The organism is Acinetobacter sp. LCT-H3 (assembly GCF_001866125.1).
In the GTDB taxonomy this organism is placed as follows: domain Bacteria; phylum Pseudomonadota; class Gammaproteobacteria; order Pseudomonadales; family Moraxellaceae; genus Acinetobacter; species Acinetobacter schindleri.
In genome coordinates this window covers 1-12148 of the sequence record NZ_MODX01000017.1, presented here as the reverse complement: position 1 = coordinate 12148, position 12148 = coordinate 1, and the positions used below count along the sequence as shown (strand labels likewise).

Genomic DNA, 12148 nt, shown 5'->3' with positions numbered 1-12148 from the left:
TATTATGGCTGTTCGCCGTATTGAAGGTATGTTACATCTCGCGAACGAAGACCGTTATGCGATTTTAGTTGGTCGTTTTAATAGCTTTGTTGTTGAACATCTGTTAGAAGGTGCCGTTGATACATTGAAACGCCATGGTGTATCAGAGGATAATATCACGGTCGTTCATGCACCTGGTGCCTGGGAACTTCCAATCGTTGCAAAAAAATTAGCAGCGACTGGTAATTTCGATGCCATCATTGCCTTGGGCGCTGTGATTCGTGGTAGCACACCGCACTTCGATTTCGTGGCAGGTGAATGTGCCAAAGGTTTAGGCGTAGTTGGTCTGGACGCTGGTCTTCCTGTCATTAATGGCGTACTCACTACGGATAGTATTGAACAAGCGATTGAACGCTCTGGAACAAAAGCAGGCAATAAAGGTAGTGAAGCTGCCTTGACTGCGATTGAAATGGTTAACTTGTTAAAGGCTATTTAAGGCTATGTCGCAAACACTTCAAGCAACTTATGCTGCAAAACGTAAAGCACGTCGTTTTGCCGTACAAGGAATTTATGAATGGCAAATGAGCCACAACCCTGTGCATGAGATTGAAGCACGTACACGTGTGGACAATGCCATGCACAAAGTGGATCTTGGCTATTATCATGAATTGTTGACTCAAGTGGTTGCCAATCATGAAGCATTGGATGCTTTGCTTATCCCTGTGCTGGATCGCGAACTTTCTGCACTTGACGGTGTAGAACTCGCAACACTTCGTTTAGGTGCGTATGAGCTCAAAGAACATCTTGAGATTCCATATCGTGTCGTTTTAGACGAAGCAATTGAGTTAGCTAAACATTTTGGCGGTGCAGACAGCCATAAATACATCAATGGTGTATTAGATCGTTTAGCGACAACTTTACGTGCAGCAGAAAAACAACAAGCAAACTAAGTTTTAAGTAGATTTGTTGTATGGCTGAGTTTTCGATTATCGACACCTATTTCAATCGTAAGAATCAAGATTCTGTCGATTTAGGGGTCGGTGACGACTCAGCCTTGCTCACCCCCCCTCCTCACCAGCAATTGGTGATTTGTGCCGACACCTTAGTTGCGGGTCGACATTTTCCTTTAGATACAAACCCACATGCCATTGGCTGGAAATCTGTTGCAGTCAATTTATCTGATATTGCCGCGATGGGCGCCACACCGCATAGTATTTTATTGGCATTGAGCTTACCCCAAATTGATCATGCTTGGCTCAAAGGCTTTAGCCAAGGGCTATACGACTGCTGCGATCAATTTGGTGTACGTTTAATTGGTGGTGATACCACGCAAAGTCCACATCTGACTCTATCTGTCACAGCACTGGGCTGGGTCGATACAGGCCTTGCTGTACCACGTTCAGGTGCCCAAATCGGTGATCTGATTTGTGTTTCAGGTACGGTTGGCGATGCGGCATTTGGCTTAAAGCATTTAGGTCATGATCTACAAAAACGTCTGGATTATCCAACGCCACGTTGTGCTTTAGGTGCTGCGCTTAAAGGCCTGGCCAATAGCATGATTGATGTCTCAGATGGTCTTGCACAAGATTTGGGACACATCCTTAAAGCATCAAATGTCGGCGCAAAGCTGCAACTTGAAAACTTACCACTAAGTACTGCCCTGCACGCCTTAAATGATGAACAAAAATGGCAGTATGCATTGGCGGGTGGCGACGATTATGAATTATGTTTTACAATCAGTCCTGAACATTATGAGCAACTGCGACAGCAAAATCTGGATGTCGCTATAACTAAAATTGGTACGATCACACAATCAAAAGGCTTATCGTTCCATCAAAATGACCAGTCCATTTCGCTGGACTTAAAGGGATATCAGCACTTTGCATAAACCTAAAATTAATTTTTCAGCGATGTCATGGCCTGAGCGTTGCATCGTATTTTGTGGTGTTGGGTTTGGTTCTGGTCTAGCCCCTAAAGCTCCCGGAACTTTTGGCTCTGCATTTGCGCTTTTGTTTGTGCCAATTTGGCTTGCAATTGGATTTTCAAACACCATATTAGCCATCATTATTATGTCATTGGTTGGCATTTGGATCTGCGGTAGAACAGCAGACCTTATGGGCGTTCACGATGATGGTCGCATTGTGTGGGATGAATTTGCAGGTCAATCCATTACCTTTTTGCCTTTGCTCTATCTGAATGAAATGAGCTGGACGTGGGCATTGGTCGGTTTTGCTCTGTTCCGTTTATTCGATGTCTGGAAACCATGGCCGATTCGTGTCATTGACCGTCAAATTGACGGCGGTTTCGGCATCATGCTGGATGACATTATTGCTGGCCTGTGGGCGGCCCTTTGTATTTTGCTTTATTTTTACTTCACTGTGGCATAAGCCATATTTAGGATTAGAACATGTCAACGACTGTTATTATTCTTGCTGCAGGTAAAGGAACTCGTATGCGTTCCAGCTTACCGAAAGTATTACAACCCCTTGCAGGACGTCCTTTACTGGGTCATGTCATTGAAACGGCAAAAAAATTAAACGCAGATAATATTATTACGATTTATGGTCACGGTGGTGACCGGGTTCAGGCTGCTTTTGCAGAGCAAGAGATTAAATGGGTAGAACAGGCCGAACAGCTGGGTACCGGCCATGCAGTGCAAATGACCTTGCCTGTCCTGCCTCAAGACGGCGTATCCCTGATTCTTTCTGGTGATGTGCCGTGCATTAATCCTGTGACCTTGCAAAAATTACTCGATGCCACCGCAGAAACCGGCATTGGTCTGGTGACATTAACCCTGCCAGATGCCAACGGTTATGGCCGTATCGTACGTGAACAGGGTCAGATTCAGGCCATTGTTGAGCACAAGGATGCCTCTGACGAACAACGTCAAATCAAGGAAATCAATACCGGTATTTATGCCGTCAGCAATGCCAAACTGCATCAATGGCTACCACGTTTAAGCAATGACAATGCGCAAGGTGAATATTACCTGACCGATATTGTGGCTATGGCCCTCGCAGATGGTATACAAGTTGCATCGGTAGAACCTGAGCAGGCTTTTGAAGTTGAAGGGGTAAATAACCGTGTGCAGCTCGCTGCTTTAGAGCGTCAGTTCCAGTCTTATCAAGCCCAACAGCTCATGCAGCAAGGTCTACATCTGATTGATCCAAGCCGCTTTGACCTGCGTGGCAATTTAACTGTCGGCCAGGATGTCCGCATTGATATCAATGTGATTATCGAAGGTGATTGCGAGCTGGGCGACAACGTTGAAATTGGCGCCGGCTGTATTATCAAGAATACAAAGATTGCAGCTGGCACCAAGATTCAGCCATATAGCATTTTCGATAGCGCCATCGTTGGTGAAGATACCCAAATTGGCCCATTTGCACGTTTACGTCCAGGGGCAAAACTTGCCAATGAAGTTCACATTGGTAACTTTGTTGAAGTTAAAAATACCACGATTGGTCTAGGCTCTAAAGCCAACCACTTTACCTACCTGGGTGATGCTGAAGTGGGTGCAGGCTCAAACATCGGTGCAGGGACCATTACCTGTAATTATGATGGTGCCAACAAATTTAAAACAATTATTGGTGATCAAGCCTTTATTGGCTCGAACAGTTCATTGGTGGCACCTGTGAGAATTGGTAACGGTGCTACAGTCGGTGCAGGCTCGACGATTACCCGTGATGTGGAAGACAACAGTTTGGCAGTAGAGCGCTCTAAGCAATTTGCCAAAGAAAACTATCCACGTCCGCAAAAAATCAAGAAATAAGGGGAACAAATATGTGTGGTATCGTCGGTGGCATTGCGGAACGCAGCATTACCAATATTTTGATTGAAGGCTTAAAACGCCTGGAATACCGTGGCTATGATTCAGCAGGTTTAGCCCTGATTAACAATCATCAGGTTCTGCGTGAACGCCGTGTCGGCAAGGTTTCTAACCTTGAACAGGCGGTGAATGAATCACAGATTAGTGGTTCCCTCGGTATTGCACATACACGCTGGGCAACCCATGGCAAACCAACTGAAGAAAATGCCCATCCGCATATTTCTGACAATGTGGCAGTAGTTCATAACGGAATTATCGAAAACTATCAAGAGCTTAAAGATGATCTTGAAGCTTTGGGCTATGTGTTTACCTCACAGACCGATACTGAAGTCGTTGCCCATCTGATCAATGATGCGCTGAAATCCACCCCGAGCCTGTTAGAAGCTGTACGCCAAGTGGTTCCGCAACTAAAAGGTGCTTATGCACTGGGTATCGTACATACTGACCACCCTGATGAACTGATTACCGTACGTGAAGGCTCTCCACTGGTGATTGGTGTCGGCATTGGTGAAAACTTTATCAGTTCTGACCAACTGGCGCTACTACCGATTACCAACCGTTTTATCTACCTGGAAGAAGGTGATATTGCCCGTTTGACCCGCACCACCATTGAAGTCTTTGTCGATGGTCAACTGGTCGATCGTCCGGTCAAAGAACTGGATGCTGCGGTCAGCAATGCTTCTAAAGGTGAATACAAGCATTACATGCTCAAAGAAATTTATGAGCAGCCTGAAGCGATCAAACAGACGATTTCCCAAGCCTTGAATGGTAATGATCTGCGCGAAGATTTTCTTGCGAATGCCGTTGAGGATTTTGCCAAGATTCAGCAAATTCAAATAATTGCCTGCGGTACCAGCTATCATGCCGGCATGATTGCCAAATACTGGTTTGAACAGCTGATTGATCTGCCTTGCCAGATCGAGATTGCCAGCGAATTCCGTTACCGTACGCCAGTGATTGTAAATCACACGCTGTATGTGTGTATTTCCCAATCTGGTGAAACTGCCGATACCTTGGCTGCATTACGTGATACACAGAAACGTGCGGCTGCCAAAGGACTAGACATCACCACCATGACGATCTGTAATGTGGCGACCTCCTCGATGGTACGTGAAACCAATCACAACCTGCTGACTTTGGCAGGCCCTGAGATTGGTGTTGCATCGACTAAAGCCTTTACCACACAGCTAGCTGCACTGATGCTGTTGGTACTGAAACTGGGTACAGTCAAAAATACAATTTCAGCAGAACAGGTCACAGCTATTAGCACCGACTTATGGCATATGCCAAAAGTGATTCTGGATACCTTGCATCATAACGATGAAATTTTACGCCTTTCTGAACTGTTTGTAGAAAAGCAGCACTGTCTGTTCCTGGGCCGCGGTACACATTTTCCGATTGCGCTAGAAGGTGCCTTGAAGCTGAAGGAAATTTCCTATATTCATGCTGAAGGTTATGCGGCAGGTGAACTGAAGCATGGTCCATTAGCCTTGGTCGACAACGACATGCCCGTGGTGATTCTGGCGCCACAGGATGACATGCTGGATAAACTCAAATCCAATATGGAAGAAGTGCAGGCGCGTGGTGGTGAGCTGTTCGTCTTTGCTGATGAAAACAGTGGTATTAAAGCCAAAGACCGTCAGCATGTGGTCTTTGTACCAAGCGTTGATCCAATCTTGGCACCAATTGTGTATAGCATTCCGGTACAGTTATTGTCTTATCATGTGGCTGTACTTCGTGGTACCGACGTGGATCAACCCCGTAATCTTGCAAAATCAGTTACCGTTGAATAAAAACTAAAAAGGCTGGCTCGACCAGCCTTTTCATTGCTTGATATGAATGGATATACCTATGACAAAACTCACTTGCTTTAAAGCTTATGATATTCGTGGCAAATTAGGCAGCGAACTTAATGAAGAGATTGCCTATAAAATTGGTCGCGCCTATGGACAAATTTACCAGCCGAAAACCATTGTGGTCGGTTGTGATGTTCGCCTTAGCAGTGAAGATTTAAAACAGGCCGCTATCCGCGGTTTAAATGATGCGGGTGTGAATGTTCTCGATTTAGGCATGACCGGGACTGAAGAAGTTTATTTTGGTGCCTTCCATTTAGATGTGCAAGGTGGTATTGAAGTCACTGCCAGCCATAACCCGATGGATTATAACGGCATGAAACTGGTGCGTGAAAATGCTCGCCCGATCAGTGCCGATACAGGTTTAAAAGAAATTCAAGCGCTGGCTGAAACAGGTACTTTTAATAAGGTTGCAGAAAAAGGCACAAGCAAAAAATATAATATCCTACCTGAATTTGTCGATCATCTAATGACCTATATTGACCCTGCAAAAATCCATCCTATGAAACTGGTAGTGAATGCCGGTAATGGCGCAGCAGGTCATGTCATTGATGCGATCGAAGTAAAATTTAAAGAACTCAATGTTCCCGTCGAATTCATCAAAATTCACCATGAAGCCGATGGCAACTTCCCGAATGGAATTCCCAACCCAATTTTAATCGAAAATCGCGACAGTACTCGTGACGCCGTGATTGAGCATGGTGCGGATATGGGGATTGCCTGGGATGGCGACTTTGACCGCTGTTTCCTGTTCGATGAAAAAGGCCAGTTCATTGAGGGCTATTATATTGTCGGTTTGCTGGCACAAGCTTTCCTGCTGAAACAGGCGGGTGAAAAAATTGTGCATGACCCGCGTTTGGTCTGGAACACTTTTGATATTGTTGAGCAGTTTAAAGGTGAAGCGATCCAGTCCAAGTCTGGTCACTCCTTCATTAAAGAAAAAATGCGTGAGCACAATGCTGTATATGGCGGTGAAATGAGTGCCCATCACTATTTCCGTGATTTTGCTTACTGTGATAGCGGTATGATTCCATGGTTGCTGGCTATGGCTGTACTATCTGAAACAGGAAAATCCTTATCTTCTCTCGTAGAAGAAATGATTACCAAGTTCCCATGTTCAGGTGAAATCAACTTCAAGGTAGCCGATACTCAAACTACTATCCAGAAAATCTTTGACTACTTTGCAGACCAAAATCCTGCTATTGATAAAACAGATGGAGTCAGCTTGGACTTCGGCGCATGGCGTATGAATGTACGTGCATCCAATACAGAGCCACTATTGCGCCTGAACATTGAAACACGTACAGACCAAAATCCAAAACCGATGCAAGACTATGTGGATGAGCTGACCCAGCTGATTCAAGGCAGCTGAAGTCAGAAAAAAAGAGCCAGATCAAAATGGCTCTTTTTTATGCTTGATACTTATCTGAAAAAATTAATGGCGATAGCCTTGTGGATTCTGCTTCTGCCAGTTCCAGCTATCTATCAACATATCCTCAAGACTATAGGCTGCCTTCCATCCCAACTCTTCTTTCGCACGACAGCTATCTGCGTAGAAGCTAGCCAGATCACCTGCACGACGTGGTGCAAACTCAAATGGAATTTTTATTCCATTCACCCGTTCAAAAGTATTTTTGATCGCAAGGACTGAAATCGGCTTTCCTGTACCAATATTCCAGGCACGACAACCAGTTTGTTTCAAACGGTTCTGAATCGCGAGTACATGGGCTTTAGCCAGATCAACAACGTGAATAAAGTCACGTTCACATGTCCCATCTTCAGTTGGGTAATCATCACCAAAAATTGAGAGTTTTTCACGACGTCCTACCGCCACTTGGGTCACATACGGCATCAGGTTATTTGGAATCCCTTGCGGATCTTCCCCTATTTGACCACTTTTATGCGCCCCTACCGGGTTAAAGTAACGGAGTAAAGCAATCGACCATGTAAGGTTAGCCTGTGCTGTTTTTTCTAGTAACTGTTCAACTACCATTTTGGTATAACCATAGTTATTTGTTGGCATACCGAGTGGCATCTCCTCATGATAAGGTGAGGGGTTAGACTCACCATACACTGTTGCTGAAGAGCTAAATACTAGACAGAATACCCCTGCTCGCTCCATTGCTTGAACTAAACTGATTGAACCAGAAATATTATTTTCAAAGTATTTTAGTGGAACTTGCTGGCTTTCCCCTACGGCTTTTAAACCTGCAAAATGGATCACGGCATCAATTTGATAAGTACTAAAAATCTGATTCAAAATATTCTGATCTAGAATATCACCTTGAATAAAATCCAAAGATTTTGAAGCCAAAGCCTGCACACGATTCAGAGATTCTTTAGAACTATTAGAAAGATTATCTAATACCACGACTTCATGTCCGGCATTTAATAATTCCAGACAGGTATGTGAGCCGATATAACCTGCACCACCTGTTACCAGTACTTTAGCCACGCTGTTTCCCCATCAGGATTCGAATTAAGCCTTGTGTTGACGCATCTAAACCAGCCAGATCCGCCTTTTCTCCATTTAAAATCGGCAAGAGCTGGTTGGCAATTTCCTTGCCTTTTTCTACGCCCCACTGGTCAAAAGGATTGATATTCCACAGTACTGACTGCACAAACACCTTATGTTCATACATGGCGATCAGCATCCCCAGACTATAAGGATTGAGCTCTTGCATTAAAATAGTTGAACTCGGCTGGTTCCCTGCATACTGCTTATAGGTCGGTAGGTCGGCCAGTTCACTGGCATCGAGCGCCTGATTACCAAAGGCCAGTAGCCGCGACTGTGCCAGACAGTTGGACAGGGCCAAATGATGCTGTTCAATCAGCGCATCGGCATTATCGGCATAGGTAAACTGGTTCGCATTATAACGCTGGACCGGTGCAATAAAATCACTGCTGACCGATTGGGTGCCCTGATGCAATAACTGATAGAAGGCATGCTGGGCATTCGGTCCGACTTCTCCCCAGATAATCGGACAGGTATCCCATTCTACTTTTTCGCTATTACGCTGAATGGATTTACCATTGGATTCCATTTCCAGCTGTTGCAAATAAGAAGCAAAATATTTTAACCGGCCATCATAAGGCAATACGGCATGGGTTTGTATATCCAGGAAGTTGTTGTTCCAGACTCCTAACAGTCCCATCAGCACCGGAATATTCTGTTCAAATGGTGCAGTCTGGAAATGCTCATCTACCGCATGGGCACCCGCTAAAAAGTGCTGAAAACCCTGTACCCCGATCGTCAATGCAATAGGCAAGCCAATACAGGACCAAAGCGAATAACGGCCGCCAACCCAATCCCAAAGCAGGAACTGGTTTTCCGGTGCAATTCCCCAAGCGGTCATTTTCTCCGGCTTGGTCGAAACCCCAATAAAATGATGCTGGATTGTACGCAGGTCTTGTCCCAAGGCTTTTTCCAGCCACAGGCGTACCGTTTGCGCATTAGAGAGGGTATCAATGGTACCGAAAGATTTGGAGGAGATAATAAACAGTGTCGTTTCAGGTCGCAGCTTATGCAGCAGATCGGATAGCTGACTGCCATCCATGGTCGACACAAAATGTACATTCAGGGGACGCTGAGTCGGCTGTTTAAAATCAGACAGGGCTTGACTGACCATCAGTGGTCCCAAATCCGAACCACCGACCCCGATATTGACCACATCCTGAATCACTTCACCGGTGGCACCGCGGTACTGTCCGGCATGGATTTTTTCTACCAAAGTGAACATGCGCTGTAACTGGGTATGCACCTCGGCAGCCAGTTCAGGATGCTGTTCATTCTGCTCAGGCAAACGTAAGGCCCAATGCATTGCAGCACGCTGCTCGGTATAGTTGACCTGTTCTTGGGAAAACAGCCGTTTGATCCATTGTTTCAGATCTTGTACCTGTGCCAATTGCACCAAAGCCTGCAGCACGTCCTGATCTATTCGATGTTTACTGAAATCAAAGGTTACCGGCTCCAGGTTCACCGAGAAGTGCTGAAAACGCTGAGGGTCTTGCTGAAACAGCTCTTGCAGATGCTTATGTTCAAACTGCTGTTTTAAAGTATTCAATCGGCTTAAAACAGTCTCTTTCTCTTCGAGGGGATAAGGTTGCTGAATTACACTCATTAACGTCCTACTCCCTTATAGGCAAAGCCTTGTGCTTTCATATAATCCGGATTATAAATATTCCGTCCATCCAGGATCAGTGGATGCTGCATTTGATTCAACAGGCTGCGGTAATTGGGACTCCAGTATTGTTTCCAAGCTGTGAGCACGCATAGGGCATGTGCTCCATTTACGGCCTCGTACTGATCTGTGCAATACACCAGATCATCGCGTTGCCCGTAGACTTTTTCAATTTCCGCCAGCGCTTGAGGATCATGCAGCTTGACGGTCACCCCTTGCGCCCAGAGTGCGGTCAACATGGCATGAATCGGGGATTGCTGGATACGCGAGGTATTTTCCTTAAAGGATGCTCCCCAGATCGCTACAGTTTTGCCAGCCAGATCACCATGGTAATAATTCCACAGTTTGCGAAATAGCAGTTCTTTTTGCTGCTCATTAATTTCCCAGACCTGAGCCATTAGCTGGCTTTTCGCGCCGGTGCCTGACACAGTACTGGCCAGGATCTGAATATCATGCGAGAAGTTTTCGCCACCAAACCCGGCCCCCGGATACAGATAAGATGAACCAATCCGGCTATCTGCTGCCAGTCCCTGGCGTACATGCTCAATATCAATACCAAGTTTTTCAGCCACCAGAGCCAGATCATTAATATAGCTGATACGCGTGGCCAGCATACCGGACACACTCAGTTTGGTAAATTCGGCATCCAGAACCGGCATAAACAGGTATTGCTGTTCACGCGGGAATAACGGCCTGAGCAGTTCCTTCAAAAGCGTTTTCGCCGTTTCATTGCTATAGCCGACAATGAGCTGGCTGGCTTCGGTCAGGCTGCGTAAGGCATTACCTTCCTGAATCACATCTGGCAAATAGATCCAGTAATCTTCTGAAAGAATTTGCTGGAATTTTTCGGTACCGTGCAGACCCAAGGTGGAAGCATTGATCATCAGTTTTGGATGAATAATTGGACGCTGCTTGAGCTCACGCAGGATTTCCAGGCCTTGAATTTCTTCAGTCGGACTTAAGCTAAACAGATAGACATCAATATCTAAAGGAATCGCCTCGAACTTGCAGTATTGTAAAAAGCCCTTGGCATGCTGCTTGTTCAGTAACTGCTGTACCGCTTCATCCTGTGCATAGACTTGCTCGGAAGACGGTTTTTTCAGCAAATCACACCAGTAGACCTGATGACCACATTCTGCCAGTAAGGCTGCCATGACACCGGCATATAGGGTCTGACCAAATACTGCAATGTTCATAAGGATCCTTGTTATTGTTAAAGTCTGTATTTAGAGCTTCAGTTCTTGAATCAGGGCGTTAAAGGACTCACCCAGTACTGGATGATCCACACCATAGTGCAATACAGCTTTCAGATAGCCCAGTTTGCTGCCACAGTCAAAGGTTTGGCCTTTCATGCGATAGGCCTCTACCGTATCAGTCTGCTGTAACATGGCAATCGCATCGGTCAGCTGGATTTCATTGCCTGCACCACGTGGGGTCTGTTCCAGTAACTGCATGATTTTTGCCGGCAGGATATAACGGCCCACTACCGATAAATTTGAAGGCGCCGTTCCCACTGCCGGCTTTTCTACAATGCCTTGCATCACGATGCTTTGTCCTTCAGCAGGTGATTCTGCAACATCTACAATGCCATACTGATCCACCAGATGATCCGGTACAGCTTCGACCATAATCTGCGAAGCTTGTGATTCATTAAAGCGCTGAATCATCAGGCTTAAATCATTTTCTGTGTCTGAGTGTTTAACCAATACATCTGGAAGTAGCACAGCAAAGTCTTCTTGACCCACTACTGCTTTGGCACAGAGCACGGCATGACCTAAACCAAGCGGCTGTGGTTGACGTACACTGATTACACTGACATGGGATGGCAGGATTTCAGTGATTTCCTTAAGCAGATCAAATTTCTTTTTTTGCTCCAAGGTGGTTTCCAGCTCAAAATTACGGTCAAAATAGTTTTCAATCGAGGCCTTGGAGCTATGGGTGACCAGAATAATCTGCTCAATTCCCGCAGCGACCGCTTCTTTCACCACATACTCAATCGCTGGGCGGTCAACGACAGTCACCATTTCCTTTGGAATAGCCTTACTTGCTGGAAGGAAGCGTGTTCCCAGACCGGCGACGGGAAGAATTGCTTTTTTGATCATTTTAACTATAAACTCTAACTAAATAAAAAATTTTTAAGATTCTAATCAGCCTTAAATCGTATGTCACTTGAGATTTTATATAGACAAATATTATCTCATAAAAATGAAACCCAAATTAAAAAAAGCGTGACAAAACAAACGAAAGTATTACAATTAAGCCATTTGAATTACATATATATCAAAAATAGACCTCTTTCATAAATC

Annotated in this window: 11 protein-coding genes; 7 read left to right on the top strand and 4 right to left on the bottom strand. The window is 45.2% G+C overall.

Annotation, left to right across the window (positions count from 1 at the left end):
* The first annotated feature begins 4 nt into the window (after positions 1 to 4).
* The 7 genes from ribH to BK820_RS09815 are packed head-to-tail and all read left to right on the top strand — an operon-like array spanning position 5 to position 7033.
* Positions 5 to 475, top strand: a complete 471-nt coding sequence (gene ribH, locus BK820_RS09845) for a 6,7-dimethyl-8-ribityllumazine synthase (protein ID WP_004895821.1) — start codon at positions 5 to 7, stop codon at positions 473 to 475.
* 4 nt (positions 476 to 479) lie between these two features.
* Complete coding sequence (gene nusB / locus BK820_RS09840; RefSeq protein ID WP_004814175.1) at positions 480 to 929, top strand: transcription antitermination factor NusB; 450 nt, start codon at positions 480 to 482, stop codon at positions 927 to 929.
* 20 nt (positions 930 to 949) lie between these two features.
* Positions 950 to 1867 carry a thiamine-phosphate kinase gene (gene thiL, locus BK820_RS09835; protein ID WP_071320806.1) on the top strand — a complete coding sequence of 306 codons (918 nt, stop codon included), beginning with the start codon at positions 950 to 952 and terminating at the stop codon, positions 1865 to 1867.
* A 22-nt stretch (positions 1868 to 1889) separates the two neighbouring features.
* Positions 1890 to 2366, top strand: a complete 477-nt coding sequence (locus BK820_RS09830; RefSeq protein WP_071320831.1) for a phosphatidylglycerophosphatase A family protein — start codon at positions 1890 to 1892, stop codon at positions 2364 to 2366.
* 20 nt (positions 2367 to 2386) lie between these two features.
* Positions 2387 to 3751 (top strand): bifunctional UDP-N-acetylglucosamine diphosphorylase/glucosamine-1-phosphate N-acetyltransferase GlmU, encoded by a 1365-nt coding sequence (gene glmU, locus BK820_RS09825; RefSeq protein WP_071320805.1) that lies wholly within the window; start codon positions 2387 to 2389, stop codon positions 3749 to 3751.
* Between the two features lie 11 nt (positions 3752 to 3762).
* Positions 3763 to 5601 (top strand): glutamine--fructose-6-phosphate transaminase (isomerizing), encoded by a 1839-nt coding sequence (glmS, locus tag BK820_RS09820; protein WP_071320804.1) that lies wholly within the window; start codon positions 3763 to 3765, stop codon positions 5599 to 5601.
* A gap of 58 nt (positions 5602 to 5659) precedes the next feature.
* Complete coding sequence (locus BK820_RS09815) at positions 5660 to 7033, top strand: phosphohexomutase domain-containing protein (protein ID WP_071320803.1); 1374 nt, start codon at positions 5660 to 5662, stop codon at positions 7031 to 7033.
* A 63-nt stretch (positions 7034 to 7096) separates the two neighbouring features.
* On the opposite strand, the gene galE is transcribed toward BK820_RS09815, so the two are convergent.
* Genes galE through galU form a run of 4 tightly spaced genes read right to left on the bottom strand, consistent with a single transcriptional unit; the run spans position 7097 to position 11944 of the window.
* A complete protein-coding gene (gene galE, locus BK820_RS09810; RefSeq protein WP_071320802.1) occupies positions 7097 to 8116 on the bottom strand; it encodes a UDP-glucose 4-epimerase GalE in 1020 nt (339 codons plus the stop codon).
* On the bottom strand, positions 8109 to 9782 hold the full coding sequence (pgi, locus tag BK820_RS09805) for a glucose-6-phosphate isomerase (protein ID WP_071320801.1): 1674 nt from the start codon (positions 9780 to 9782) through the stop codon (positions 8109 to 8111). Before pgi ends, galE begins: the two co-directional genes overlap by 8 nt.
* Positions 9782 to 11038, bottom strand: coding sequence for a nucleotide sugar dehydrogenase (locus tag BK820_RS09800; protein ID WP_048882579.1), 1257 nt, complete (start codon positions 11036 to 11038; stop codon positions 9782 to 9784). Before BK820_RS09800 ends, pgi begins: the two co-directional genes overlap by 1 nt.
* A 30-nt stretch (positions 11039 to 11068) precedes the next feature.
* Complete coding sequence (gene galU / locus BK820_RS09795; RefSeq protein ID WP_071320800.1) at positions 11069 to 11944, bottom strand: UTP--glucose-1-phosphate uridylyltransferase GalU; 876 nt, start codon at positions 11942 to 11944, stop codon at positions 11069 to 11071.
* Positions 11945 to 12148: the final 204 nt, after the last annotated feature.